The organism is Paenibacillus silagei (genome assembly GCF_017874735.1).
GTDB lineage: Bacteria > Bacillota > Bacilli > Paenibacillales > Paenibacillaceae > Paenibacillus_AQ > Paenibacillus_AQ silagei.
The window spans coordinates 119,891-146,571 of record NZ_JAGGLV010000017.1; the positions used below are offsets into that span (position 1 = coordinate 119,891).

At 53.8% G+C, this 26,681-nt stretch carries 25 protein-coding genes and 2 other annotated features; all 25 genes read left to right on the forward strand.

Annotation, left to right across the window (positions count from 1 at the left end; genetic code table 11):
- The first annotated feature begins 83 nt into the window (after positions 1-83).
- Entirely contained in the window at positions 84-1,505 is a 1,422-nt protein-coding gene (locus J2Z70_RS22725; protein WP_209876985.1) for a glycosyltransferase family 4 protein, read from the forward strand.
- Between the two features lie 135 nt (positions 1,506-1,640).
- Entirely contained in the window at positions 1,641-3,005 is a 1,365-nt protein-coding gene (locus J2Z70_RS33915) for a LysM peptidoglycan-binding domain-containing protein (RefSeq protein ID WP_209876987.1), read from the forward strand.
- Between the two features lie 199 nt (positions 3,006-3,204).
- A complete protein-coding gene (locus tag J2Z70_RS22735; RefSeq protein WP_209876989.1) occupies positions 3,205-3,867 on the forward strand; it encodes a stalk domain-containing protein in 663 nt (220 codons plus the stop codon).
- 92 nt (positions 3,868-3,959) lie between these two features.
- Positions 3,960-4,244, forward strand: a binding site (T-box leader).
- Positions 4,245-4,403: 159 nt separating this feature from the next.
- Positions 4,404-7,040, forward strand: coding sequence for a valine--tRNA ligase (locus J2Z70_RS22740; protein WP_245368460.1), 2,637 nt, complete (start codon positions 4,404-4,406; stop codon positions 7,038-7,040).
- 5 nt (positions 7,041-7,045) lie between these two features.
- A complete protein-coding gene (locus J2Z70_RS22745; protein WP_209876994.1) occupies positions 7,046-8,422 on the forward strand; it encodes a bifunctional folylpolyglutamate synthase/dihydrofolate synthase in 1,377 nt (458 codons plus the stop codon).
- 7 nt (positions 8,423-8,429) lie between these two features.
- Complete coding sequence (gene murC, locus J2Z70_RS22750) at positions 8,430-9,806, forward strand: UDP-N-acetylmuramate--L-alanine ligase (RefSeq protein WP_036725920.1); 1,377 nt, start codon at positions 8,430-8,432, stop codon at positions 9,804-9,806.
- A gap of 229 nt (positions 9,807-10,035) precedes the next feature.
- Positions 10,036-11,217: a glycosyltransferase family 4 protein gene (locus J2Z70_RS22755; RefSeq protein WP_209876996.1), complete on the forward strand. Its 1,182-nt coding sequence runs from the start codon at positions 10,036-10,038 to the stop codon at positions 11,215-11,217.
- A gap of 175 nt (positions 11,218-11,392) precedes the next feature.
- Positions 11,393-12,580, forward strand: a complete 1,188-nt coding sequence (locus J2Z70_RS22760) for a glycosyltransferase (RefSeq protein ID WP_209876997.1) — start codon at positions 11,393-11,395, stop codon at positions 12,578-12,580.
- Between the two features lie 91 nt (positions 12,581-12,671).
- Positions 12,672-14,012 (forward strand): SPOR domain-containing protein, encoded by a 1,341-nt coding sequence (locus J2Z70_RS22765; RefSeq protein WP_209876999.1) that lies wholly within the window; start codon positions 12,672-12,674, stop codon positions 14,010-14,012.
- Between the two features lie 227 nt (positions 14,013-14,239).
- A complete protein-coding gene (locus J2Z70_RS22770; protein WP_036698966.1) occupies positions 14,240-14,485 on the forward strand; it encodes a DUF4321 domain-containing protein in 246 nt (81 codons plus the stop codon).
- 37 nt (positions 14,486-14,522) lie between these two features.
- On the forward strand, positions 14,523-15,125 hold the full coding sequence (locus J2Z70_RS22775) for a Maf family protein (RefSeq protein WP_209877001.1): 603 nt from the start codon (positions 14,523-14,525) through the stop codon (positions 15,123-15,125).
- A gap of 26 nt (positions 15,126-15,151) precedes the next feature.
- Positions 15,152-15,841, forward strand: coding sequence for a RadC family protein (gene radC, locus J2Z70_RS22780; RefSeq protein ID WP_036725914.1), 690 nt, complete (start codon positions 15,152-15,154; stop codon positions 15,839-15,841).
- Between the two features lie 39 nt (positions 15,842-15,880).
- Positions 15,881-16,915, forward strand: a complete 1,035-nt coding sequence (locus J2Z70_RS22785; RefSeq protein WP_036725912.1) for a rod shape-determining protein — start codon at positions 15,881-15,883, stop codon at positions 16,913-16,915.
- A gap of 67 nt (positions 16,916-16,982) precedes the next feature.
- The gene (gene mreC, locus J2Z70_RS22790) at positions 16,983-17,852 is read left to right on the forward strand and encodes a rod shape-determining protein MreC (RefSeq protein WP_245368453.1); all 870 of its coding nucleotides are present in this window, start codon (positions 16,983-16,985) and stop codon (positions 17,850-17,852) included.
- Positions 17,852-18,382, forward strand: coding sequence for a rod shape-determining protein MreD (gene mreD / locus J2Z70_RS22795; RefSeq protein ID WP_209877003.1), 531 nt, complete (start codon positions 17,852-17,854; stop codon positions 18,380-18,382). Before mreC ends, mreD begins: the two co-directional genes overlap by 1 nt.
- An 81-nt stretch (positions 18,383-18,463) precedes the next feature.
- Positions 18,464-19,123, forward strand: coding sequence for a septum site-determining protein MinC (gene minC, locus J2Z70_RS22800; RefSeq protein ID WP_036698972.1), 660 nt, complete (start codon positions 18,464-18,466; stop codon positions 19,121-19,123).
- 5 nt (positions 19,124-19,128) lie between these two features.
- The gene (gene minD / locus J2Z70_RS22805; protein ID WP_209877005.1) at positions 19,129-19,923 is read left to right on the forward strand and encodes a septum site-determining protein MinD; all 795 of its coding nucleotides are present in this window, start codon (positions 19,129-19,131) and stop codon (positions 19,921-19,923) included.
- A gap of 166 nt (positions 19,924-20,089) precedes the next feature.
- Positions 20,090-20,956, forward strand: coding sequence for a M23 family metallopeptidase (locus J2Z70_RS22810; protein ID WP_036725905.1), 867 nt, complete (start codon positions 20,090-20,092; stop codon positions 20,954-20,956).
- Complete coding sequence (locus J2Z70_RS22815; RefSeq protein ID WP_209877007.1) at positions 20,949-21,791, forward strand: M50 family metallopeptidase; 843 nt, start codon at positions 20,949-20,951, stop codon at positions 21,789-21,791. The genes J2Z70_RS22810 and J2Z70_RS22815 overlap by 8 nt, the downstream gene beginning before the upstream one ends.
- 34 nt (positions 21,792-21,825) lie before the next feature.
- Positions 21,826-23,067, forward strand: coding sequence for an Rne/Rng family ribonuclease (locus J2Z70_RS22820; RefSeq protein WP_209877009.1), 1,242 nt, complete (start codon positions 21,826-21,828; stop codon positions 23,065-23,067).
- A gap of 100 nt (positions 23,068-23,167) precedes the next feature.
- Positions 23,168-23,253: a sequence feature (ribosomal protein L21 leader region), on the forward strand.
- A 14-nt stretch (positions 23,254-23,267) separates the two neighbouring features.
- Positions 23,268-23,579 (forward strand): 50S ribosomal protein L21, encoded by a 312-nt coding sequence (rplU, locus tag J2Z70_RS22825; protein ID WP_036698983.1) that lies wholly within the window; start codon positions 23,268-23,270, stop codon positions 23,577-23,579.
- Between the two features lie 12 nt (positions 23,580-23,591).
- Positions 23,592-23,927, forward strand: coding sequence for a ribosomal-processing cysteine protease Prp (locus tag J2Z70_RS22830; RefSeq protein ID WP_036725900.1), 336 nt, complete (start codon positions 23,592-23,594; stop codon positions 23,925-23,927).
- A gap of 17 nt (positions 23,928-23,944) precedes the next feature.
- On the forward strand, positions 23,945-24,256 hold the full coding sequence (gene rpmA / locus J2Z70_RS22835; RefSeq protein WP_020429282.1) for a 50S ribosomal protein L27: 312 nt from the start codon (positions 23,945-23,947) through the stop codon (positions 24,254-24,256).
- Positions 24,257-24,495: 239 nt separating this feature from the next.
- A complete protein-coding gene (locus J2Z70_RS22840) occupies positions 24,496-25,236 on the forward strand; it encodes a Spo0B domain-containing protein (RefSeq protein ID WP_036725898.1) in 741 nt (246 codons plus the stop codon).
- A 15-nt stretch (positions 25,237-25,251) separates the two neighbouring features.
- The gene (gene obgE, locus J2Z70_RS22845) at positions 25,252-26,559 is read left to right on the forward strand and encodes a GTPase ObgE (protein ID WP_036725896.1); all 1,308 of its coding nucleotides are present in this window, start codon (positions 25,252-25,254) and stop codon (positions 26,557-26,559) included.
- Positions 26,560-26,681: the final 122 nt, after the last annotated feature.

A 26,681-nucleotide genomic window follows, 5' to 3' on the forward strand; every position in this document is an offset into this window, starting at 1 on the left:
CGCAGCCTACATATACTATTCTGATTAGGGTGGAGCAGACTGCTCCTGCACCTAAATACATCTATAGCCGGGGAGAGGAATGCATGAAGATATTGCTGGTCACCTACTGGGGCCTCACCAATATGGGCGGAATTTGGACGTATATGAAGCAGCTGGCCGACAAGCTGGGCGAGCAGGGCCATTCCGTTACACTGATGGGCAGCCATGTGGAGAACAATACATTGTATTTGCTCAACCGGACGGAGTCTTTTGATAAAAAAGCCTTCTATTCGCTGCTGCTGCCCCAGCTTGATATCGGCCGGTTCCCCTCGCTGCATCTGGAGCATGGCATCTTCAGCTTTGAGCTGGGGCGTTACGTATTCGAGGGCGGCGCCGCTGTGCTGGGACTGGAGGAATATGATGTCATTCATGCCCAGGACCCTATAGCCACATATGCACTGCGGCGGATCATGCGCCGTCCTGTTCCGCTGGTCGCAAGTGTTCATGGGGCATTGACCAAGGAGACCTACTATGAGTACAAGGGACTTGAGCCCGGACTGACCCGGGAGGCCTATGAGCAGCGGCCGATCTGGAGCTACTTCCGCAGGCTTGAGACACTGGGTGCCCAGGCGGCTGACCAGATTCTGGTCTCTTCGGAGTGGATCGGACAGCTTACGCAGAGCCTGGGGGTCAGCCCGGACCGTATTCATACCTTGCCGTACGGGCTGGACCTGCGTCAGTATGCAGCCCGGGCCGCAGAGACGCCGCCGCTTCAATTTGCAGAAGGAATCCCTGTAATCATGTATGCCGGACGTCTTGAATATATCAAAGGCGTCCATGTGCTGATAGAGGCGCTAGGCATTCTGGAGCAGCGCTGTCAGCGGTGGATCTGTGCGGTGGCCGGAATCGGCAGCCTCCTGGAGGAGCTCATGGAGCAGGCCCGCCTGCTAGGTATCGCCGGGAAGGTCCATTTCACCGGGAAATTGAACAATATTCCGGCTGCACTCCGGGCTGCCGACATCTATGTGCAGCCCTCACTCCAGGATACGCAGCCTTTCTCGGTTACAGAAGCGCAGCTTGCCGGGATCGCGCCGATTGTCGCCGGAACCGCAGGCATGCCGGAGATGGTCCGGCAGGGAGAGACGGGCTGGATTGTTCCTCCCGGAGATGCCGCTCAGCTCGCCCTGCAGATGGAGCAGCTGCTGGGGGATGAGGGACTGAGAAGACGCACCGGCCTCCAGGCTAAGCGCTGGGCAGAGCAGACCCGTTCGCTGGATGTCATGGCTGCGGGTACGCTGCATGTATACCAGAGAGCGGTCAATCTGCGGGCGGGCCGGCCGGGAATTCCGGATCACCTCCGGTTTGGGGAAGAACCGGGCGCGGGTGCGCTGCCGGCAGCTTTTCATCCGGCAGATGTGCTTAACGAGGGTGATCCGGGGAATCCGCTTGCCGTAACGATGCGTGTCAAGCTTCCGCAGCACTACTCTATTCCTGATGCACGTACGGCCCTTCCTCCCCTGGCATAGGCGCTGTCCGCAATTGAAGCGGCAAAGTTGTCATGCCTGCCTGATTGAAGCATATACATGAGGGGAGTAACATTTTGGGCTTATACTCTGGGCTTGTCTCAGGGATAGATTATGCCAAGAAGGAGGACATTTCCCGTGTTTGACCAGTCCCATGGCTTGCGGTTTGATATTTATGAACGCATTCACCTTTCGGAAGAGCTTCCGGGAATAGCAGAGCTGGAGGAAGTCGAGCTGGTTCCCGACATCCAGGTCATCCAGCGGGAGGACCGGGCCGAGCTGCACGGACAACTGCTGCTCACCGGACTCTACCGGGGGGAGGATGATCTTACACAGCGTCTGGAGCATGCAATTCCTGTTGAAATCACTGTTCCGCTGACCCGGGTCAGCTCGCTTGATGACATAGGGGTGGAGATCGAGAATTTCGATATTGATCTGCTGACGATGCGAACCGTCAACATTACCGGAGTGCTCTCGCTACGCGGAATCGGAAGTGCAGATGTACAGCCGGCCTGGCAGCAGGAGGAATACACGGTAGCGTATTCGCCGGAGGCCGGAGACAGCAGGGCGGCTGAGGAGATAATCCGCAATCCGGAGAATGATACCCTGTATGAGAATTCGCTCTGGACCTATGGCGAAGGGACTGCAGAGGGCTCTGCGGAAGATCAGAACTCCGCTGCTCCGGCTGAGGCGGCAGCTGAGCCGCTGTACGCGGAAGATACTTCTTACAGCCAGCCCGCGGCCTATCTCTCCACACCCCTGAAGGACAAGGAACCAAGAGTAAGGACCCATAGCCTGGATACGGGTTCTTCGGCAGGCAGCAAGCCGGCGGCTGATAAGGCCTCCGCTCACTTCCTCACCTCCAGAGAGAAGACGGCACCAGCGGCTGTGAACGGCTCGGTTCAGGAGGACAGCACGCTTCAGACAGGCACCGCCGCCTTGAACACTGTGGATCATTGGGGCAATGCGAAGCTTCATGCCGTGTCGCAGCCGGAGCCTGTGCTTACCTCCGCTGCCAACGATGCCGCTGCGCTGTTTGCCGGGAACGAAGGAGGGGAGGCGGCAGAGGAGATCCAGGCCACAGACAATGAAGTCTTCCTGTCTGCGGAATCTTTGTCTCCCCAGGAGGAGAAGCAGGATCTCAAGGTTGCCCTTGGCAGCAAAAAAGAACCGGGAGCCGCCGAGCAGGAGCCGCTCACCTTCTCCTCGCTGCTCAGCGCAAGCCGCGCCAACAGAGAGCAGGAGGAGCTGCTCTCGGGCAATATAGACTCTGTAGCGCAGGCTGTTCCTGAGGCAGGCAATGATACAGCGTGGAAGAGCCGGTTCATCGGCGGGCTTGGAGGATCAGAGATGTTCCGTAAGGTGCGGCTCTGCATTGTCCAGCGCGAGGAGACACTGGATACGATTGCCGAGAAATACCAGCTAAGCACCCGGGAGCTGACTATGTATAACCGGCTGTCCGGGCAGATTGTAGAAGAGGGACAGGTATTATACATTCCTTGAGATTGACGGTGTGCGGAGAATTCAGGCTTAACAGGAACAGCCCTTGTCTTACGGATGGGGCTGTTCCTGTTTCTTTGTGAAATCCGCTTCTGGTTTACAAACCGTTCAGCCGGGGGTAATAGTCACTACCGGCCTACATACATTACACATTCAGGCAGCTATGCGCTGGTACACTACTTCTGGAAGGATGATATATCACATGAAGAGAAAAGTGGCAGCCACTGCGGCCGCAATAAGCTTGACGCTCACAGTCTCGGCCGGTGTCTACGCCGCCAGTAATCTGCAGGAGATCAAGGCGCTCCTGAACAACAAAATCGGGATCGTCGTGAACGGCCAGGCGTACACGCCCAAAGACGGCAACGGCAAAACCCTCGCCCCGATTACCTATAACGGCATCACTTATCTGCCTGTACGCTCCATCGGCGAAGCGCTGAACACTGCTGTTACTTACGATGCTGCAACCAGCCGGGTCATCATCGGTGATGCTGCAGCTCCGGCTGTCTCCTCCGGCGGCTCCTCCACTGGAACACCAGCAGATTCTGTGAAGCGGCCGAAGAGCCTGCCGGCGGATTTCCCGCTTCCGGCGGACGCGAAGATATTTGATCTGATCGAAGGCTCGGCGACCGGTAAGCCGTCCGCAACCTTCAGCTACCGTACGAAGCAGAGCCTGGAGACGCTCGGCAATACGTACAAGGACTATTTTGTGCAAAAAGGAGCTACCTCCAAGTCTGAGGAAGTCTCCGCCTCAGCCTTCTCGATTATTGATGCCGGAAGCACATTCTCTGTTACGCTGGATGGCGCTCCCGGAACGGGCAGCCATCAGGGCTTCAATGTGGTTCAAGTGATCTGGAGCGGGGAGTAGGCATCAATGTACGTCTGCTGCGCGTCCTTTGTGTATATGCTGGTTGACTAGGGATTACACTGAATGTATTATTGAACTAAGTAATAACTAGCATAAAGACTGGGAACGGGAAGAGTAGGCGGTCAGCCCTTCAGAGAGCGGGATTATCATTGGTGTGAATTCCCGCAGGATGCAGCCCCCGAAGTCGCCCCGGAGTTGCCCTTCTGAGCTTGTCTTCATCATGAAGACGGGTTAGGATGCGGCCGGTTGCAGCCGTTACCCTGCATGAGTGTTGCGCTAAGCTTCAGGAACCTGTAAGGGAACTTAAGGCAGTGGTTTATTTTTTATTGGCGCGAAACAAAGGTGGTACCGCGAAAGAATGGCCTTTCGTCCTTTGAGACGAAGGGCCTTTTTGTATTCTCAGAAACCGCTAGCTACTCAATACATTTAACAGTGGAGGGTTCACAATGGCTGATAACAACAATGCAGCAGCAGAGCTGCCGAACGGGCAGGAAGCGGCAGAAGCTACCGCTTCAGCTAATCACAAGCAGAGCGACATGCCGACTACATATGATCCGGGAGCGGCAGAGAAGAAATGGTATGCGTACTGGATGGAGAAGGGCTTCTTCGAAGCCGGCAAGCGCCCGGATGCGGAGCCTTACAGCATCGTGATTCCGCCGCCGAATGTAACAGGAATGCTGCATATCGGACATGCGCTGGATTTCACGCTTCAGGATGTGCTGATCCGCACCAAGCGGATGCAGGGATATGATACCCTGTGGCTGCCGGGTACGGACCATGCAGGGATTGCTACACAGACCAAGGTAGAGCAGAAGCTGCGCCAGCAGGGAATCTCCCGCCATGATCTGGGACGCGAGAAGTTCCTGGAGCAGGTGTGGGCCTGGAAAGACCAGTATGCAGAGACAATTCATGACCAGTGGGCCAAGATGGGCCTGTCCCTCGATTACTCCCGCGAACGCTTTACCTTTGATGATGGAATGAAGAAGGCGGTAAGCAAGGTATTTGTGGAGCTGTACCAGAAGGGCCTGATCTATCGCGGCAAGCGGATTATTAACTGGGACCCGGCTGCCCGTACAGCGCTGTCGGATATCGAGGTTGAATACAAGGAAGTGAACGGGCATCTGTACCATCTGCGTTATCCGCTGAAGGATGGCAGCGGCCATATCACGGTGGCTACCACGCGGCCCGAGACGATGCTGGGCGATACAGCGGTAGCGGTACATCCGGAGGATGAGCGCTATAAGGATCTGATCGGTAAGACGCTGATTCTGCCGATTACCTTACGTGAGATTCCGGTTATTGCCGATGAATACGTAGATAAGGATTTCGGCAGCGGTGCAGTTAAGATTACACCGGCGCATGATCCGAACGACTTCGAGATGGGAGTCCGCCATAACCTTCCGCAGATCAACGTAATGGATGAAGGCGGAGTGATGAATGAGGAAGCGGGCGCTTACCAGGGAATGGACCGCAGCGACTGCCGTAAGGCCATCGTAGCCGACCTGAAGGAGCAAGGCGTGCTGATCTCCATTGAGGATCATGTACACCAGGTTGGGCACAGTGAGCGTTCCGGGGCCGTAGTAGAGCCTTATCTGTCCACCCAGTGGTTCGTCAAAATGCAGCCGCTGGCAGAAGCAGCCATCGCTGCACAGAAGGACGGTGACGGGGTCCACTTCGTGCCGGACCGCTTCGAGAAGACGTACCTGAACTGGATCGAGAATGTCCGCGACTGGTGTATCTCCCGCCAACTGTGGTGGGGCCACCGTATTCCGGCCTGGTACTCTGAATCCACCGGGGAGCTTGTAGTTGCACATGATGAAGAAGAAGCACGCCGCATCAGCGGGCTGTCCGACCTGAAGCAGGATGAGGATGTTCTGGATACCTGGTTCAGCTCGAACCTCTGGCCGTTCGCTACCTTAGGCTGGCCTGATCAGGACAGCAGCGACTATCAGCGTTACTATCCGAACAATGTACTGGTTACCGGCTACGATATCATCTACTTCTGGGTAGCGCGCATGATTTTCTCAGCCATGGAATTCACTGGCCAGAAGCCGTTCTCCGATGTGCTGATGCACGGACTCGTACGCGATGCCGAAGGACGCAAGATGTCCAAGTCTCTGGGCAACGGTATTAATCCGCTGGATGTTATCGAGCAGTACGGCGCTGACGCCATGCGCTATATGATTACTACCGGCAGTACAGCGGGCCAGGATCTGCGGTTCCGTATGGAAAAGGTAGAGCAGGCGCGTAATTTTGCCAACAAGATCTGGAATGCCTCCCGGTTCGCGCTGATGAATCTGGAAGGCGTAGCCTTTGAAGATATTGACATTACAGGTGAGCTTGGCACAGCGGACCGCTGGATTCTGCACCGCCTGAACGAAACTTCCCGCGATATTACGCGTCTAATTGACTCGTACGAGTTCGGCGAGACCGGACGCCTGCTCTACAACTTCATCTGGGATGATCTGTGTGACTGGTATATCGAATTCGCCAAGCTCTCGCTATACGGAGCGGACGCAGCTGCCAAGGCCAAGACCCAGTCTGTTCTGGCTTACGTGCTGGACCGCACACTGCGGCTGATTCACCCGTTCATGCCGTTCATTACGGAGGAGATCTGGCAGCATCTGCCGCATCAGGGCGAATCCATCACCTTGGCCGAGTGGCCGAAGTACGATGCGGCGCTTGAGAATCCGCAGGCAGTATCAGAGATGAACCTGCTGATGGATATTATCCGGGCCGTTCGCGGTATCCGTGCGGAAGTAAATGCGCCAATGAGCAAGAAGGTCGAGCTGATTATCAAGGCCGGCAGCCAGGACACCCTGGACATTATTTCCCGCAACGACAATTACATCGGGCGCTTCTGCAACACCTCTTCCTTCGAAGCAGGCCTTGCGCCGCAGACGCCGGATAAAATGATGTCCGCCGTGGTTACCGGAGCGGAGCTGCTTCTGCCGCTGTCCGGTCTGATTGATATCGATCAGGAGATTATTCGTCTCGAAAAAGAAGTTCAGACCCTGAACAGCGAAGTGGAGCGTGTGGAGAAGAAGCTCAGTAATCAGGGCTTTGTGGCCAAAGCTCCGGCGAAAGTCATCGAAGAGGAACGGGCGAAGCAGGCGGATTATTCCGACAGACGCGAGAAGGTGCTGGCCCGTATTGCAGAACTGAGAGGATAACAGACATGGAAGAGATCACCCGGAGCGGCGCTGCCGCTCCCTTAAGTTCTTATACAGAAGCCGTAGACTGGATCAACAGCCTGATTCCTTTTGGAATCCGGCCGGGTCTGGAGCGGATAGAGCTGCTAATGGAAAAGCTCGGACATCCGCACCGGAAGCTTAAGTTCATTCATGTGGCGGGGACCAACGGCAAGGGCTCGACCTGCGCCTTTTTGACCTCGGCCCTTATTCAGAGCGGATATTCGGTGGGGACCTTTACCTCTCCTTATATCACGAAGTTCACGAACCGGTTCCAGTACAACGGGACGGATATTCCTGAGGAGACGCTGCTTGCGCTTGCCAATCAGCTGCGTCCGCTGGTCGGTGAAATTGCGGGCACTGAGCTGGGCTCACCGACCATGTTCGAGGTGGCAACGGCGCTCGCGATTCTCTATTACGGCGAAGTCTGTTATCCCGATTTAGTCGTATGGGAGACGGGGCTTGGGGGAAGGCTGGATGTAACGAATATCGTTACTCCGGTTGTGTCGGTCATTACCAATGTGGGACATGACCATACCGATGTGCTGGGAGATACGCTTACGCTGATTGCCGGCGAGAAAGCCGGGATTATTAAGCCGGGTGTTCCTGTAGTCAGCTGTGTGAGCCAGCCCGAGGCTGTAGCTGTATTGAAGGCCAAGGCGGCGGCTACCCGTTCGACACTCTATTTAGCGGGAGAAGATTTCAGCTATAGTAATGTTGAGCAGAGAGACGGCTGCCAGCACTTTACCTTCAATGGGCCATTCCGCGGGCTTGAGCTGGATATTGCTATGAAAGGCGAGCACCAGCTGGAGAATGCGGCCGGGGCCATGATGACGCTTGAGGTGCTGCGGCAGTATATGGCCTTCATGCTGGAGGACGAGGATGTGCTGGAGGGCTTCCGGGGCACATTCTGGGCCGGAAGACTGGAGGAAGTGAGCGTCTCGCCCAGAATTATTCTGGACGGCGCGCACAATCCGGAAGGGGCTGAGAGCCTTGCGAAGAGCCTTCCGCAGTTCCAGCCTTACGGTAAATTAAATTTGCTCATGGGGATGCTGGCAAATAAGCATCACGAGTCGTATCTCAAGCATATACTGCCTATAGTGGATACGCTCATCCTGACCGAACCGGATTTCCGTAAGAAAATGGACGCGGAAGATCTGCAGGCGATCGCAGAAAGTCTGCGGAGTAAATATGCCAAGGAAAACTTGGAAATCATAGTAGAACGTAATTGGGGCCAAGCGCTGCAGAAGCTGCAGACGATCACAGCGGACGATGACCTTGCAGTTGTGTCCGGAACGCTGTATTTGATTTCTGATGTGCGCAGTACGCTTTTACGGCAACCCGATTCTGAAAAAGGCTGGTGACGAACTGTTGGATACTACTGAACGTGTGCATTTTATAGGGATCGGCGGCTATGGTATGAGCGCGATTGCCCGGGTGATGCTGGAGATGGGATATACAGTTACAGGCTCTGACGTAGCTGCCCAGGAGTTAACGGAGAAATTGATTGCCAAAGGTGCCAAGGTCTTCATCGGGCATACGGCGGAGCAGGTAAAAGGTGCGGATCTGGTCGTCTATTCCACGGCGCTTGCCGCGGATAATGTGGAATGGGTGGAAGCGGAGCGTTTGAAAATTCCGATTCTGCACCGCTCGCAGATGCTGGCCCGGCTGCTGAATGAACGCAAGGGCGTTGCGGTGGCCGGAGCGCACGGCAAGACTACCACCTCTTCCATGATTGCTCTGGTGATGGAAGACTGCGGCGTGGACCCTACCTACATTATCGGCGGGGAGATTATGAATGTCGGCACGAATGCCAAAGCGGGACAAGGGGAATTCGTCGTGGCAGAAGCCGATGAGAGTGACGGCTCGTTCCTGCAATACCATCCTTGGCTGGGAATCGTTACGAACATAGAAGCTGACCATCTGGAGAACTACGGCGGCGACTTCGGCAAGCTGAAGGATGCTTATGTTCAGTTCATGAATCAGCTGCGTGAGGACGGGACAGCTATCGTATGTGCGGATGATGAGAATCTGAAATCCCTGCTGCCTAAGGTAAAAGGTACAGTGATCAGCTATGGGATCGAATCAGAGACGGCTGATTATACAGCGACTGATATTGTTCTCGGCGACCGGCAGGTATCCTATACGATGAACCATGGAACTGAGGTGTTAGGCCGGATTGAGCTCTCTATTCCGGGACAATACAATCTGTATAACTCTATGGCGGCAGTGATTTCCTGCCTGAAATCGGGCATTGCCTTTGAAGCCATTGCGGCTGCGATTGTGAAGTTCCATGGCGCCAAACGGCGCTTCCAGGTGCTGGGCGAGGTTGACGAGATTCTCGTCATTGATGATTATGCGCATCATCCCACAGAGATTCAGGCTACGATCAGCGCCGCCAAGGCAACCGGCAAACGCATTATCGCCGTGTTCCAGCCGCAGCGCTACACGCGTACCTTCTTCCTGCTGGATGCGTTCAGCCGTGCGTTCAGCGAGGCGGACGAAGTGATTATTACCGATATCTACTCCCCTGCGGGTGAGAAGCAGATTGAGGGCGTCACCTCTGCCAAGCTGGTAGAGCTGATCGTACAGAACAGCAACGCCGGTGCGCGGCATTTGCCGACGAAGGAAGCTGTGCTGGCAGATCTGCAGAACCGGATTGCTCCCGGTGACCTGGTCATCACCATGGGTGCAGGCGATATCTGGAAGGTCGGTTATGCGCTGGCAGACAGCCTGAAGAACCGGTAAGATAGCATCGCATTGATTACAGAAACGGCTCCACATTCCTTTAATAGGGAATGTAGGGCCGTTTTTTTGCATGCGAAGTTACTATATTCACCATAGAATCGCAGGATTGAGCGCCAGCTCGGCAGCAGGGAAGGAACTGCGTGGTCAAGCACCGAACTTGGGTAATAGATCCTAGAATGTCCCGGGCAGTCCAGGGCGAATTGATCATTGGAGAGTAGGAGAAGAGGCCATGAAGGAACCGTTGCTATTCATTTCCGCAGAGAATCCATATCCGCAGGATAGCGGGGGCAAGCTGAGAACAGGCAATATTCTGAAGCTTCTGCAGGGCAAATATGAGGTAGAGCTCATCACCTATGCCAATCCCCGGAAGACAGGGACGCCGGAGGGACTTCCGTCACTTACAGTGTATGAAGTAGAGCGTACGGTCAGCTACCGCAGAGCGCTTCTTCGTTCCCTCTATACCTGGCGGAACTGCTCGTATATGAGCCATGTCGATGTGGACATGAAGGCGAAGATTATGGAGCTCTGCAGCCGGAATTCCTACGGTCATGTATTTATTTCGCACAGCCTGCTGGGCTGCTGCATCGACATTGTACAGCGCTGCTTGCCTGACATTGTGATCATTACCGATGCGCATAATTTCGAGAGCGGACTGTCTGCACAGCTGGCAGGCGGCAAAAAGGGGATCGCCAAGGCCTACTATTTCCTTAATGCTATATGGACGCGCAGGGATGAGCTGAAGCTGATGGACAAGACCCATCTGCTGCTGACTACTTCGGAAGAGGATGCTCTGGCCTTCAAGGCACTGTCTCCAAGCCGGTCGCAGAAGGTTCATGTCATTCCCAATTTCATACGCTTGGAGGATTACCGGACCAACACGCAGTTGTCCAAGGAAAAGTGGATTATTCTTCCGGGTAATATGAACTACTTCCCCAATATTAACGCAGCTCTCTACTTCTACCGTGAGGTATATCCTCTGGTTAAGGCGAGGGTACCGGATATCCAGTGGTATATTGTCGGCCGGGATGTACATCCGGAGGTAGCAGCGCTCGCCTTGAAGGATTCCTCTATCGTCATCACCGGGTATGTGGACAGTGTGGCGGATTATATACGCAAGGCGCAGGTGGTCGTAGCTCCGCTCCTGGAAGGCAGCGGGACAAGGCTGAAAATTCTGGAAGCCTGGGCGCTGAGGACTCCTGTCGTATCCAGTTCCAAGGGGGCAGAAGGGCTGCTCTATGAGCATTCGCAGAATATTATGATTGCCGATGACCCGGTTTCCTTTGCCGATAGTGTGACACTGCTGCTTCAGGATCATGAAAGAGGAGTAGTGCTTGCGGACCGTGCATACGAGATTCTGCTGGCGAATTATGAGGCGCAAAGTGTCAAGGATAAGCTGCTTCGTCTGGTCTGAAGGGATGTGGAAGGTGGAAAAATTATTTTTCCCCATAAATCGACAACCTTCTCAGAGGGATTGCGTTACTATAGATCTACATCGAAAGTTTCACATTTCTGGGCTGGATGTCATCCGGCCTTTTTTGTTTCGTACATATTCATACACATTTACATAGAACCAAGGAGCTATAGCCATGAGAGAGAAAATGCTGTTCCTTTCTGCCCGTAGTCACACACCGGGAGACCGGGAAGGAGACATCAGAACAGAGAATTTCCTTAATATGCTGCTGGAGCGGTTTGATATTGATCTGCTGGAGTATTGCTACCACCGCCGCGAGACGCAGATTCTGCGCAGTCCTGCCCTGACCGTGCATCAGGTGAAGCGGCCTGCGTCCACCCGCAGAAGCCTGCTGTTTCCGCTGAACAGGCTCCGCAAGGATGCCTCGATGATCGGCAATGACAAGTCGCTGCGGGCGGTAATAACCGAGATGTGCAGCCAGCATGCCTACAGCCATGTGTTTGTCTCATATGCCATGCTCGGCAATGGGCTGGATCTGGTCGCCTCGCTGCTTCCCGGGGCTGTTATCGTCACCGACGCCCGCCGTGCCGGTGGCATACGGGTGCAGAGCCGGGCGGCTGGCAAGCGGGGAATAAGTACAGGCTACCGCAAGCTGAATGATGCGCTGATCCGCCGCGAAGAGCGCCGGTTAATGAACAAGACCAGCCTGCTGCTGGCTGCTTCAGAAGATGAGGCGCTGTCCTTTAAGGCGCTATCCTTTGCCGATGCAGGCAAGGTGCATGTTGTTCCGCCGTACATTAATCTGAGTGCCCCCCCTTATGCAACTGCGGGAGATACTGCCAAGGATAACTCCATCGTTCTGCACTGGAACATGTATTCCACTGACGGCAAGAATGCAGCGCTGCTGTTCTTCAAGAAGGTATATCCGCTGATTCGGGCGGCGGTGCCGGATATCCGCTGCTGCATTATTAGCAGAGAGGTGCACGCAGAGGTCGCAGCTGCCGTCCGGAAGGACTCTTCTATTTTAATTATTAGTGAAGCTATACAGACAGCCGATTATATCCGCAGGGCCAGAGCTGTGGTTGCCTCATGCTGCGAGGACTGCGGCGCTCAAAGCAGCATTCTGGAGGCCTGGGCCCTCCGCACGCCGGTGGTCAGCAGCCTGAAGGGCTCGGAGGAGCTGCTCTGCGAGCCGGGACGGAATATCCTGCTGGCAGGAACAACGGCTGACACTGCCGATCATCTGATCAGGCTGCTGACCACGCCGGAGCTTGGCTCCATTATTGCAGATCAGGCCTACCGGACACTGAGCAGGCATTATGCAGCAGACGGCGTGAAGGCGAAGCTGCTTAGTCTGGTGTAAATATATTAAAATAGCATATCTCTCTCGCATCTTTCATATCTTTCAGTATAGAACTGAAGATCGCGAGGTGAGGGTATTGAATAACGGAAGAATGACATTCCGCTTCGACGGGAACCAGGGCAGACAGCGGACAGAGACGGCAGAGCGCCGGGCAGTGAACGAAACCGGTGTGGTTCTGGAGAATAAGGACACTGACAAGGTGCAGCGCGGGGAAATTAAGACATCCTCCTATTCCAAGGCCGATGAATATATTGTGGATCTGGAGAAGGTGGAGTTGCCCCGGCCTGTAGAGGCAGCTTACTTGAAGCCCCCGGGCTCCGGCCGCCGGAAACCGAAAGCTCCTGAGGATAACTATGATTTGGGACTGTATTCTGTTGTCCGTCCTGCTTCTGCAAGGCATCTATGGGAACAGAGTGAAGATTCGGAGGATCAATCCTTCTATGGAGGGGCAGATGAAGAAGGTCTGCATTCAGCAGATGAGTACTACCCGCTGTATGAAGATAACCGTGAATCCGCTACAGACAGTCATGATCCATCCGGAGCTCAAGGGAATAGCTACGTCGGCTCTTATCATACCCGCCATCCTTCGTATTGGTGGAAGTTCGCACTGTCCATCACTGGAGCGCTGGGAACGGGAATTCTGCTCGGATACGCAGCCCTGTCGTTCATCACAGGAGGCACGGGGGAGACTGCTAAAGCTCCCGGCAATGCAGCGGTTAAGACAGGGATTACTCAGGGGCAAAAGGCGGCAAACAGCGGTAACGCGTCAGACATTACGGGCGTGCCTCCTGAGCAGACGGGAGAAGCGGTGAGCACGCAGATTCCGGTTCAGGTTGCGCCGCAGAGCTATTATCTGCTGCAATATGGCGTCTTCAGTACACCGGCAGGAGCGGAGCAGGCCCGGCAGGAGCTGCTGAACGCCGGCCTTGCCGCAGGTCTTGACCCGGCAGACGGCAACCGTGTATACGCCGGATTGTCTCCTGACCGTGAGCAGGCCAAGCTGCTCAGCAATGGCCTTAAGGGGCAGGGCATCGAGCTGTATGTGAGAGAAGTGGCCCTGCCAGCGGTGAACCAGGTCCGCTATACCGGAACGGCGGCGGCGGTGGACAGCTACTTCAAGCTTAGCAGCCAGCTGTTAAGCGAGCTCAGCAGCTTGTCTGCTTCCCTGCTTGGCGGGGGGGACAGCGGGAACGCTGGCGGAGCGGTAAGCGATCTCCATATGCAGTGGACCCAGGCAGTCAAGGCACTGGAGCCGGGCCTCACACCGGAAGGGCAGAGAATCGCTGACGGGCTGGAGAAATCCATGAGCCAGGGGATAGCCGCCCTGAACGAATACAATAAGAATAAGGCGGAGGGGCTGCTCTGGGAGGTACAGGAGGCCATGATGAGCTTCCTGACCGGCCAGAAAAGCCTGTTGTCCGCCATGAGCTGACAGCTGAGGCGTACTTCACTGCTGACTATAGGCTAAATAAATGATCCCCCGTACCAGGCGTTTGCCCGGCGGGGGATTGCTGTATTTCCAGACATAATCCTGCGGTGTGATAAGATCCGCAGGCTGCTTACGTGGTAAACATTCCCTGGATGGATTTTGAGTTTGTATTGCACTCCGTTTCACCGTATAATAATTAGGGTGTCAAAAAATGGCGAGGGAAGACTTGAATGAAGAAGAAAAATGTAGGAACACTGCTGTTATTTCTTATTCTGGGCTGGCTGGCCGGAGCCTGGATTGCCAAGCTGCTGGAACCTGTACAAGCTCTGTCTTTTCTTACAGCTTCGACTGTTCTCAAGTGGTCGCCGCAAGCCGATTTAGACATCATAACCTATGACATCACAATCCATTTGAAACTGTGCCTGCTCAGTCTTGCCGGGATTATTACAGCCGTGTGGCTGTACCGCAGGCTGTAGCCTTAGCTGGCAGCATCAAGAAGGGACGTTAATTACAGTGGAGCATGACAATTCGCGGCATATTATTCTGGCCTCAGGTTCGCCGCGGCGGCGTGAGCTGTTAGCCTCGCTTGGCCTGCCCTTTGAGGTGCTGTCCAGCGATGCTGATGAGAGTACGCCGCCTGAATGGAGCCCTGAAGCTATTGTACGGAATCTGGCGCTGCGTAAGGCAGAAGCTGTGATTCCTGTTGCAGGAGACCGGGATGCCGTTATTATCGGCAGCGATACGATCGTTGTGCTTGACGAAATGGTGCTCGGCAAGCCGGCGGACGAGCAGGACAGCGCCAGAATGCTGGGCATGCTGCAAGGCCGGACGCATCAGGTATACACCGGGGTGGCCTGCATCGGTTCCGCAGAGGGACGTACCCTGGTAGATCATAGGGTAACCTCTGTAACTATGAGAGCAATGAGCGAAGAGGAAATCTCCGCTTACATAGCGACCGGGGAGCCTGCCGACAAAGCCGGCTCTTACGCGATACAAGGACTGGGCGCCACCCTGGTGGAAGAAATTGAAGGCTGCTATTTTAACGTGGTCGGTCTGCCGCTGTCACTGCTGAGCGGTATGTTGTCCGGGTTTGGCATTTCGGTGCTGAACCGGTAAGGGTAGCCGAAGAAAGAAGGTTAGGGATGGAGTCGCAATCATTTATGCTGCGTGACCTCCCCCATGAAGAACGACCACGAGAGCGCATGATGCATTATGGGGCGGAATCATTAAGTCAAGCGGAGCTTCTGGCTATCCTGCTGCGCACAGGTGCGCACCGTGAATCAGCCCTTCTTATCGCCCAGCGGCTCTTGAGCCATGCAGGCGGTCTCCGCGGACTGGCGGATCTGAGCATTGAAGAATTGACAACAATTAACGGCATCGGCCCTGCCAAGGCCGTGCAACTCAAAGCAGGCATAGAGCTGGGAAGACGTATGGCGAATTCCCGGCTTACCGAACCGGTCATTATCCGCAGTCCCCAGGACGCGGCGGAGATTCTGACTGAGCAGCTGCGTTATTTGCAGAAGGAGCATTTTATCTGTCTGTTCCTGAATACGAAGAATCATGTTATTGCGCAGGAAACATTGTCCATGGGTAGCCTTAATGCCTCCATTGTGCATCCCCGCGAGGTGTTCCGGGCAGCCATGAAATGCAGCAGCGCAGCAATTATATGCGCACATAATCATCCGAGCGGTGATCCTACACCAAGCCCTGAAGACATTTCACTGACTTCCAGGCTGATGCAGGCAGGCGAGATTGTCGGCATTGATGTGCTGGATCATCTGGTGATCGGAGACAGCAGCTACGTAAGTTTGAAAGAGAAAGGCTACATGTAATACAATTGTCTAGATTCACATGGAAAAGGAGCATACAAGATGTTAGGTGGTTTTACGAAAGACTTAGGAATTGACTTGGGGACAGCGAATACGCTTGTCTACGTGCGCGGTAAAGGAATTGTTGTCAGAGAGCCGTCCGTGGTTGCTATTAATACCGATACTAAGACGATAGAAGCAGTAGGGGAATCCGCCAAAAAAATGATCGGACGCACACCGGGCAACATCCGTGCCATCCGTCCAATGAAGGACGGGGTCATCGCTGATTTCGATACTACAGCAACTATGATCAAATATTTCATCCGCCAGGCCCAGAAGCAGCGCTCGATGTTCCAGCGCCATCCGAATGTCATGGTGTGTGTGCCCTCCGGAATTACTGCCGTTGAACAGCGTGCGGTAGAGGATGCTACGAAGCAGGCCGGAGCGCGGGAAGCTTACATTATCGAGGAGCCTTTTGCTGCTGCCATCGGTGCAGATCTTCCTGTATGGGAGCCAACCGGAAGTATGGTTGTAGATATCGGCGGCGGAACTACCGAGGTGGCAGTAATCTCACTCGGCGGTATTGTTACCAGCCGTTCTGTACGTGTGGCAGGGGATGATGCAGATGAGTCTATCATCCAATACATCAAGCGCCAGTATAACCTTATGATCGGTGAACGCACCTCCGAGCAGCTCAAGATGGATGTGGGCTCTGCCCTGCCGCTTGAGAAGGCTGAGACAATGGAGATCCGCGGACGCGATCTGGTAACCGGTCTGCCGAAGACGCTGACCATTACCTCCGATGAAATCTGCGAAGCTCTGTCCGATACTGTGAATGCAATTGTTGAAGCCGTGAAGGTTACGCTGGAGAAATGTCCGCCGGAGCTGGCTGCCGATATTATGGACCGCGGCATTGTGCTTACAGGCGGCGGCGCACTTCTGCGCAACCTGGACAAGCTGCTGGCGCGTGAGACCGGAATGCCGGTGATTGTTGCCGAGAATCCGCTGGACTGTGTTGCAATCGGCACAGGCAAGGCGCTGGAGAATATCCACTTGTTCAAGAGCCGCAGCAGTTCGGGCCTCCGCTCCAAACGCTAGGATCATGCGGACTGCGAACGTCAACCCCTGAGGTTGGAGAAATACGGTTATTAGAGGGTGCTCGAGATTGTTCAAGCTGTTTAACAATAAACGACTGTTTATATTGCTGATTACACTGGTTACGTTTATCGTTCTGATGGGCTTCAGCCTGGGGCAGAGGAAGACCCTGTCCTGGCCGGAGAACTTCCTCAGAGATACGACCGGATTCGTGCAGAAATTGTTCTACAAGCCCGCTGGATACGTAGCGGGCTTCTTCCAAGATATCGGGACTCTGAATGAGCTGGCCGAAGAGAACAAGCAGCTTAAGATTCTGGCTGCGCAGTACGCCCGGGATAAGGCGCAATATAATTTCATTAAAGCCAAGAATGAACAATATGAAATAGACCTTAAATTCACGAATGCTCAAAAGAATTTGTATAAATATGAATATCATATCGCTAATGTTGTCAGTGTAACGACAGAGCCTGGCAACAATACGCTCGTTCTTGACCTCGGGGCGAAGGATGGCATCCGGCTGAATATGTCGGTGACCTCCGTCGAAGGGCTGGTAGGGGTTATAAGCAATGTGAGTAACTTCACCTCTACCGTCAAGCTGATGACAATGATGGATATCAAGGACCCCAACTCACAGCCTCCTATAGCGGCAACCGCTGTTAACAAGGAAGGTAAGACCTTTGGGATGATTGAGAGCTATGACCAGCAGACCGGGATGCTGCTAATGAACAAAATTCCCGTAGACGATCCGATTGCCAAGGATGATATCGTTATCTCCTCGGGTATTGGCGGACGATATCCGCGCGGTATGACAATCGGCACGGTGAAAGAAGTGAAAATAGGACAGTTCGGATTAACCTCTACAGCGATCATTAAGCCGGCGGCAGGATTCCAGGACTGGAAGGAACTCTTCGTTGTCTTTACGGAGGAGCGTGTAGAATAGTGAGGATGCGCAGACCCGTCCTGGTACTTTTGTTATTCTTATTATTTATTCTGGAAGGCACAGTGCTTCCCTGGCTGATTCCTGACGCCTGGGAGATGCGGATTATTCCTAATCTCGTCTTCGTTGTGATTCTGTTCGTAACGGTATACCATCACCGGCATACGGCACTTATTCTAGGCTTGTCCTTCGGGATGCTGCATGATGTGGTCTTCTATGGCCGTATACTGGGTGCTCACTCCTTTGCCATGGGCTTATCTGCCTACCTGATTGGACTGATATTCCAGATTCCCCGCGCGCCGCTGCCGCTGATGATGACAGCGGTGCTGCTGGGCAGTCTGCTGGAAGACAGTATTCTTTTTGCTATCTATAATGTGTTTAATCTAAGCCAGGAGCCATATAATTGGGCACTCTTGCATCATATGCTGCCTACCATGCTCATTCATTTTGCTGCAGGCCTGCTTCTCTACGTTCCGCTCCGGCGCCAGCTGGAGCTGCTGAAGAAAGAGACTATCGATGAGGAGGCTGCCTAAGCTGCAGCAGCATTTTCTTATCACCCAAAGAAGGAGTTTGCCCGGCCCGGCACGAATGAATGAGGATAGGGGGACAGGCATATGACAGTTAAATCCAAGCACGTAAGGATTAAGGGCATCAAGGATGGCCTGGTATTCCTGCTAGACGACAAGTGTCCCTTTGAAGATCTCTTAAGTGAGCTTCGCTACAAGCTGGAGCACAGCCATCAAAATATTCTGACCGGACCGATTGTGCATGTGGATATTAAGCTGGGCAACCGTGCTGTTACTGAAGAAGATAAAGAGGCGGTACTGGAGATCCTCAAGAGTCAGGGGAATCTGTTAATCCGTTCGGTTGAAGCTATTGAAGATCCTGAAGAGAAGGATACGGAAGCCTTGTTCATGATGAGCGGAATGCTCCGCTCGGGCCAGGTTCTGCATCATGAGGGCAATCTACTGTTCCTCGGGGATGTGAATCCGGGAGGGACCATTACCTGTTCAGGGGATATCTATATTCTTGGAGCACTCAAAGGGATGGCACACGCCGGAATCAACGGTAACCAGGAGGCCATTATTGCCGCTTCGCTGCTCGCGCCTACCCAGCTCCGGATTGCTGAGATTATCAGCAGGCCTCCGGATGAATGGGGAACCCGGGAGAGCAGCATGGAATTTGCCTACTTATCAGGCGGTGCTATGCAAATCGACAAAATTCATAATATAGTGAAGTTACGTCAGGATTTAAATGTGTTTAAAGGGGTGTAGCCTCCATGGGAGAAGCGATTGTCGTAACCTCGGGCAAAGGCGGAGTTGGCAAGACAACCACAACAGCCAACATTGGTACCGCACTCGCCTTGCAGGGCAAAAAAGTATGTCTGGTGGATACCGACATTGGACTGCGGAATCTGGATGTTGTCATGGGGCTGGAAAACCGGATCATCTATGATCTGGTCGATGTGGCGGAAGGCCGCTGCCGGCTGAATCAGGCGCTGGTCAAGGACAAGCGCTTTGATGAGCTGTACATGCTGCCCGCAGCCCAGACCAAGGACAAGACAGCCGTTACACCGGAGCAGGTTAGGGATATCATTCTTGAGCTTAAGAAGGAGTACGAATATGTTCTGATCGATTGTCCGGCGGGAATTGAGCACGGCTTCCGCAATGCGATTGCCGGTGCTGACAAAGCAATTGTAGTTACTACTCCGGAGCATGCTGCGGTGCGGGATGCAGACCGGATTATCGGTCTCCTGGAGCAGTCATCGGTAGAATCTCCGAAGCTGGTGGTCAACCGGATTCGTCAGGGCTTGATCAAGTCCGGGGATATGCTTGATATCGAGGATATTCTGCAGGTGCTTAATATTGATCTGATCGGGATTGTACCCGATGATGAACAGGTCATCCGGGCGGCGAACAACGGGGAGCCTACCGTGATGAACCCGGACTCCTTAGCAGCGATCGCCTACCGTAATATTGCCCGGCGTATTCTTGGCGATGCGGTGCCGCTGATGCAGCTTGACCAGAAGACGGGCGCCTTCAAGAAGCTCAAGAAATTTTTTGGAATAGGCTGAATCCCGGCCACGCACTTATACACGGCTATCTTCTGTTAAGAGCCCGCTGCTGAGACATCAGCAGCGGGTTTATTTTTGTTGTGCAGTAACTTGGACAGGGCTTGTTCTAAAGCGGCTTCCGCCACTCATAAAATGGAAGTAAAACAAGCCCGCCGGAGGGATCATTATGGAATACCCGAGAGAGTCCAAGAACCGCCGCAAGAAGCGTATACAAAATCTGCTGGAGGAGAAGCCGGCAGCCGGAGCAGCACCAGCACCAGAGCGGTTCCGGCTGTCTGACAGTCCGCCCTCCTTCAGAGAATGGGGGGCTGGGGACAGGAATGAATTGGCCTCTTCCCCTGAGCCTGACCCCGAGACGGTGTGGAAGCAGCAGCGTAACCACTGGGAAGAGGAAGACGGGAGGGGACCGGGGCAGGGCTTCCGTGCGGGTCTGCTGCGGCGGACGGTGGCCAGTCTTCTGGTCTTCGGCGCTGTATGGGGCATTTTTGCCGTGCAGGAGCCCTGGGCCGTGAAGGCACAGTACTTTATTACAGACATCCTTAGCAATGATATGGATTTTGCAGCAGCACAGGTGTGGTACGAGGAACATTTCAATGGGGCCCCGTCCTTTATTCCGATTTTCGGAGATGAACAGGTACCGGCGGAGAAGGTGACAGCCGCCCATGAGCTTAGCGCTCCGCTTGCGGGAAGTATTGTGCGTCCTTTTGCCACTTCGCTTAATGGCATTGAAATTATCCCGGCAGACGATTCAAGTGCCAGTGTCACGGTGAAAAGTGTAGATACGGGCCGTGTGCTGGCCGTTTCAAAAGAAGCCCGGGGAGGCATCCGTATTACGGTCCGCCATACCGGGGAGATCACGGCAGAATACGGTCATTTGAGCGGGACACGGCTTGCGGTGGATGACTGGGTACAGAGCGGAGACGAAATAGGCTGGATTCAGGGGACGGAGGATGCCCGGGTTCCGTTGCTGTTTTTTGCAGTTATGAAAGACAAGACTTATATTGATCCAGCCGAAGTGGTATCGTTTGATTAGGCTCTGCGGCATTGAATTGTCACTGCATCCGCTCTTTGTGCTGATTCTCATGGTATCCGTGCTTACCGGACAGTTCCTGGAGCTGCTAACCTTGTTCCTGATCGTATTCATTCATGAGCTTGGACATGTATGTGCGGCGCTGCTGGCCGGAATTAACGTCAGATCGGTGGAGCTGCTGCCATTCGGCGGCGTTGCGGTTATAGAGGATCATGGGCGGCTTACGGCTGTCCGTGAGATCGGGATTGCCCTGGCCGGTCCGCTGCAGAACGGAATTATGATTCTGATGGCACTGGCGCTTAAGCAGGTGGAGTATGGAAATATCGCCTATCTGGATTATTTTATCGGAGCCAACGCCATGATCGCTCTGTTCAATCTGCTGCCGGTGCTTCCGCTGGACGGTGGCAAAATCCTTCAGGCAGCCCTGAGTCTGCTGCTTCCGTATTATTACACGCTGCTGTGGACCGGCAGAGTCAGTATTGCGGCCAGCCTGCTTGTGATAGGGTACGCCCTGCTTCCGCTTGGGAACGGGGACGGCCTCCGCCTTAACCTGCTGATGATCGGAGCGTTTCTGCTCTATTCTAACTGGACGGACCAGCGTAATTTGCCGTACCGGTTTGTTGGTTTTTTGATGAACCGTGAGCGGATTTATGAGCGGTATCTAGTGGCGGAGAACATTGCCCGCCCAATAGTTGCCTCGCTCGCGAAACCTTTGGATGAGATATTGCGTCTATTTAAACGTAACCATTATCATTATATCTATGTGATGAACAACGACAGGGATATCGTAGCCGTTGTGCCGGAGCAGCGTCTGATTGCTTCGTATTTCGGAAAGTAACAAGCGAGTAACGATTCAAACCAGAGGTGAAGCCATGAAACAAATGATCGTTCACTGTACACAGCATATTACCCGCATGGCACTTCTGGAGAACGGGAGGCTGGTGGAATATGCGGCTGAACGCGATCAGCAGCAAGGTCTGGTCGGGAGTTATTATAAAGGCCGGGTAATGAATGTGCTGCCTGGTATGCAGGCGGCCTTTGTAGATATCGGACAGAAAAAGAATGCGTTCCTCTACGTAGATGATGTATTGCATCCCCATCTGGACAAGCAGCCTTCCGTCAAGCCTTCGATTGAGATGCTGCTGCAGCCCGGGCAGGAGATTGTCGTCCAGGTGAGAAAAGAACCGCGGGGCGGCAAGGGCGCGCGGGTAACCACGCATTATACACTGCCCGGACGCTGGATGGTGTACATGCCCTTTGCCGAATATGTCGGGGTCTCCAAGAAAATAAGCCGGGAATCGGAGCGCAGCCGGCTCAAAGGTATCGGTGAGCGGCTGCGCCAGGGTGAGGAAGGACTCATTATGCGCACCGTCTCCGAGGACGAGCCGCTGGATGCCGTGGAGGGAGATCTGGCTTTTCTGCGGGCGCAGTGGGAAATGATTACCCGGCGATCCAAGGAAGTGGAGGCACCCGCTCTGCTGCACTGCGATCTGAGTATCGTCCAGCGGTTCATCCGGGATGCCTTCAATCCGCAGCGTGATGAGCTGCTGATTGATTCGGCCAAGGCGGTTAAGGAGGCGGAAGCCTTCCTGACGGATATGGCTCCTGAAGGGTACAAGCCTGTGGGATTCTACAGGGGGCAGGAGTCCATTTTCTCTGCTTACGGGGTGACAGATCAACTGCACAAGAGCTTCAGCCGTAAAATCATCCTCGAAGGCGGGGCTACGCTCATCTGGGATGAGACAGAGGCCTTGACTGTGATTGACGTCAACACAGCGCAGTTCACTGGCGGGACGAACCTTGAGGATACGGTAACGCGGACCAACCTGCTGGCTGCGGAGGAGATCGGGCGGCTTGTCCGGCTCCGGGATACGGGCGGTATTATTATTGTTGATTTCATTGATATGGAGCGGGAAGAGCACCGCAGGCAGGTGACGGACAAGCTGGAGAGCATTATCAGCCGGGACCGGACCAAGACGCATATTCTCGGCTGGACCCATCTCGGTCTGCTGGAGATGACCCGTAAGAAGGCCAGACATGATTCCGCCGGATTTGCCCCGGTGATCTGCCAGTGCTGCGGCGGTACAGGCAAGGTTGGGACATGGCTGGAGTAGGGAAGAGATGGTCAGGTTGTATATGTTTTGTAAGGAGATATTGACTAGGGATCATATGTATGATAATATCTTCAAGTATGTGTTTGGTTGTTCATTCCTGCACATGCTGTAACCGCTCCGATCGGGTAGATGAAGCGTAATTCCCCCGGGGATTGCCACCTTGACTAGGCGAGTCTGAGACATGAGGAGGTGCAAGTACAATGTATGCAATTATCGAAACTGGCGGTAAACAATACAAAGTCCAAGAGGGCGATGTTTTGTTCATTGAGAAGCTGGAAGCTGAAGACGGCGCAAGCGTAACGTTTGACCGTGTCTTGGCTGTTTCTAACGAAGGTGGTTTGACTGCAGGAACTCCGCTGGTAAGCGGCGCGTCTGTAACAGCCAAAGTCGAGAAGCATGGTAAGGGTCATAAGGTTGTAGTTTACAAATACAAACCTAAGAAGAACTACCACAAGAAACAAGGCCATCGTCAACCGTACACCAAAGTAACTATCGAGAAGATTCAAGCGTAAGAAGGTGCGTTAATGATTAACGTGCGGATTACACGGGCTTCTGCTCAAGGTGTCATTGTCGGTTTTGCCGTCAAGGGGCATGCGGAATACGCAAGGAATGGCAAGGATATCGTCTGCGCGGGTGTTTCGACGGTTACCGTTGGAACTGTGAATGCGATTGAAAGCCTGACCGGAGTTGTTCTGGATACTTCGATGAAGGATGGATTCTTAAGCGGAACCCTGGTTCCCGTGAATGATCCCGAAGTCTCCGCCAAGGTACAGCTCTTGCTGGAATCCATGGTGCTGATGCTCAAGGATATTGCTAAATCCTACAGGAAATATATTCAGATACAGGAAGTCATCATTTGAAGAAGGAGGTTGACAACATGTTGAAATTGGATCTTCAATTATTCGCATCGAAAAAAGGTGTTGGTTCCACAAAGAACGGACGTGATTCCCATTCTAAGCGTCTTGGCGTGAAACGGGCTGACGGTCAAGCAGTAACCGGCGGCAACATCTTGGTTCGTCAACGCGGAACCAAAATCCACCCGGGCACGAACGTGGGCATCGGTAAAGATGACACACTGTTCGCACTTGTGGACGGCGTAGTGAAGTTCGAACGTTGGGGACGCGACCGCAAAAAAGTGAGCGTGTATCCGGTGGATGTCGCTCCGGTAGCAGCGGCACTGGAAGCGTAAGCTTACGGAACCTATGAAGATGAGAAGCCTCCGGCATCAGTGCCGGGGGCTTTTTTTGAAATTGTTTCGGGGTCCCGCAAAGTACCTGAGTAAGCATCGAAGCTTAAGCCTCACTTTGTGGTGGGATTCTGGTGATTGCGGAGAAAGCCTGTGTTATACTGGGAAATGGTGAATATGAAGCAAGATAAGCAGTGCTTACATTGGAATCAATTTTGCGAACCAAGGGACGGGGAGAAAGAATGAAATCCTGGAAAAGTAAGGTCTGGGCAGTCATGTTATCCGCAGTGTTTCCTTTAGGTCTCGTGTATTGGCAAACCTCCCTTTTCACATGCCTGCTGCTCGGAGTCTGGGTAGCGGCAGTGCTTGCATTCAGCTTTGTTTACAACCGGCGTCAATATGAAGAGGAACTGCGTATACAGGAGAATACTCTGCAGCAGGCGGCAAACCGGACACTGAATCATCATCGTCATGACTGGATGAATGATCTGCAGGTGCTTTACGGATATATCCAGCTGGGCAAGCCTGATAAATCCGTACAATGTGTGGAAAGAATAAAGGAGCGTATTGCGCTGGACAGCCGTATTGCCAAATTGGGAGTACCTTCCCTGGTGTTCTATCTGCAATCCTTCCGTACGTTCAGAAGCAGTCTGGAGCTGGACATACAGGTAGAGGAAGGGCTCCAGCTGGAGGACAAGCTGAGTCCAGAGGCAGGGGCTGAGCTGACTTCGGTAGTTATGCAGACGGTTAGAGCGTACCAGTACAGTGGAATAACACAGCATGGAGACACGCGGAAGCTTGAGCTCAGCTTTTCACAGGAGGGAAGAGACATTCTGATCTCTTTCAAAGGTGAGGGAGAGCAAGACAATCCCGAACTGCTTCAGGGGCAAATTTATAATATAGTACAAGGAAAAATCATGAAGGCGGAGCAGGTTCAGCCTGCCAAGGGTAATGTGGAACTGCGGTTACCGCTGGAGATGTAAGGAAGGTGAACATTTATGTTCGTAGATAAGGCTAAGGTTTATGTAAAAGGCGGAGACGGCGGAGATGGTCTCGTAGCATTTCGCCGGGAGAAGTATGTGCCGGATGGCGGTCCTGCCGGCGGGGATGGCGGCCGCGGGGGAGATGTGATCTTCCGCGTGGATGAAGGCTTACGGACCTTGATGGATTTCCGTTATCAGCGGCACTTCAAGGCTGATAAGGGAATTAAGGGGCGCAACAAGAGCCAGCACGGGGCCAATGCCGATCATATGATCGTGCGGATTCCACCGGGAACCGTGTTGATTGATGATGATACCCAGGAGATCCTTGCCGATTTAACCCGTCATGGACAACAGGTTGTAGTGGCCCGCGGCGGCCGGGGCGGCCGGGGGAATACCCGGTTTGCGACGGCGAACAATACGGCGCCGGAGCTGGCTGAGAACGGGGAAGAGGGTCAGGAGCGTTACATCGTAATGGAGCTTAAGGTCATGGCGGACGTAGGCCTTGTAGGCTTCCCTAGCGTGGGCAAATCTACGCTGCTGTCGGTCGTATCCGCTGCCCAGCCGAAGATCGGAGCGTACCACTTTACCACTATTACTCCCAACCTGGGTGTAGTTGATGTCGGAGACGGCCGCAGCTTTGTGATGGCGGATCTGCCTGGACTGATTGAAGGCGCGAGTGAAGGGGTGGGGCTTGGACATGAGTTCCTGCGCCACGTTGAACGGACGCGTATCATCATTCATGTCGTGGATATGTCCGGCTCGGAAGGCCGCGATCCTTTTGAAGACTGGGTACTGATTAACGATGAGCTGAAGCAGTACAATGCGGCGCTGATTGACCGTCCGCAGATCGTGGCGGCGAACAAGATGGATATGCCCGATTCCGAGGAGAACCTGGCTTCCTTCCGTGAGCGTGTCGCGGAGCTTCGCCCGGACCTTGAGATTATGCCGATCTCTTCACTGACCCGTCAGGGCGTTCAGGAGCTGCTCTACCGTGCTACAGATATTCTTGACAGTATTCCTGTGGCTCCGGTGGTGGAAGAAGTGGCCGGCAAAGAGCGCAAGGTTTATAAGCTGGAAGCGGAAGAGGATAACTCATTCACGATTACCCGTGACAACGAGGCCTTTGTAGTCAATAGTCCGCGGATTGAGCGGATGATTAAGAGAATGCAGCTAAGCACACATGATGCGATTCTTAGGCTGGCCCGTACTTTGCGTCACATGGGTGTGGATGCCGAGCTGCGCAGACGCGGCGCTGTGGAAGGTACGATCGTGCGCATAGCTGATTTTGAATTCGAATTTGTCGAGAACAGCAGCTACTATTAATAGAGAAGCAAGGTTACCGGCTGTATCTTCCGAGAGGGGATGCGGCCTTTTTTTATTGCCTTAACAGGTGGCAAAGCTAGTTTTGCTAATAAAGTTTTCTTTATAAATCTGGATTAATTTAC

Bases quoted from the DNA above. Each gene is read 5' to 3' on its own strand.
- J2Z70_RS22725 (WP_209876985.1), top strand. From the start codon at position 84: ATGAAGATATTGCTGGTCACCTACTGGGGCCTCACCAATATGGGCGGA.
- J2Z70_RS22735 (WP_209876989.1), top strand. From the start codon at position 3,205: ATGAAGAGAAAAGTGGCAGCCACTGCGGCCGCAATAAGCTTGACGCTC.
- J2Z70_RS22740 (WP_245368460.1), top strand. From the start codon at position 4,404: ATGCCGACTACATATGATCCGGGAGCGGCAGAGAAGAAATGGTATGCG.
- J2Z70_RS22745 (WP_209876994.1), top strand. From the start codon at position 7,046: ATGGAAGAGATCACCCGGAGCGGCGCTGCCGCTCCCTTAAGTTCTTAT.
- J2Z70_RS22755 (WP_209876996.1), top strand. From the start codon at position 10,036: ATGAAGGAACCGTTGCTATTCATTTCCGCAGAGAATCCATATCCGCAG.
- J2Z70_RS22760 (WP_209876997.1), top strand. From the start codon at position 11,393: ATGAGAGAGAAAATGCTGTTCCTTTCTGCCCGTAGTCACACACCGGGA.
- J2Z70_RS22765 (WP_209876999.1), top strand. From the start codon at position 12,672: ATGACATTCCGCTTCGACGGGAACCAGGGCAGACAGCGGACAGAGACG.
- J2Z70_RS22770 (WP_036698966.1), top strand. From the start codon at position 14,240: ATGAAGAAGAAAAATGTAGGAACACTGCTGTTATTTCTTATTCTGGGC.
- radC (WP_036725914.1), top strand. From the start codon at position 15,152: ATGGAGTCGCAATCATTTATGCTGCGTGACCTCCCCCATGAAGAACGA.
- J2Z70_RS22785 (WP_036725912.1), top strand. From the start codon at position 15,881: ATGTTAGGTGGTTTTACGAAAGACTTAGGAATTGACTTGGGGACAGCG.
- minC (WP_036698972.1), top strand. From the start codon at position 18,464: ATGACAGTTAAATCCAAGCACGTAAGGATTAAGGGCATCAAGGATGGC.
- minD (WP_209877005.1), top strand. From the start codon at position 19,129: ATGGGAGAAGCGATTGTCGTAACCTCGGGCAAAGGCGGAGTTGGCAAG.
- J2Z70_RS22810 (WP_036725905.1), top strand. From the start codon at position 20,090: ATGGAATACCCGAGAGAGTCCAAGAACCGCCGCAAGAAGCGTATACAA.
- J2Z70_RS22820 (WP_209877009.1), top strand. From the start codon at position 21,826: ATGAAACAAATGATCGTTCACTGTACACAGCATATTACCCGCATGGCA.
- rplU (WP_036698983.1), top strand. From the start codon at position 23,268: ATGTATGCAATTATCGAAACTGGCGGTAAACAATACAAAGTCCAAGAG.
- J2Z70_RS22830 (WP_036725900.1), top strand. From the start codon at position 23,592: ATGATTAACGTGCGGATTACACGGGCTTCTGCTCAAGGTGTCATTGTC.
- rpmA (WP_020429282.1), top strand. From the start codon at position 23,945: ATGTTGAAATTGGATCTTCAATTATTCGCATCGAAAAAAGGTGTTGGT.
- J2Z70_RS22840 (WP_036725898.1), top strand. From the start codon at position 24,496: ATGAAATCCTGGAAAAGTAAGGTCTGGGCAGTCATGTTATCCGCAGTG.
- obgE (WP_036725896.1), top strand. From the start codon at position 25,252: ATGTTCGTAGATAAGGCTAAGGTTTATGTAAAAGGCGGAGACGGCGGA.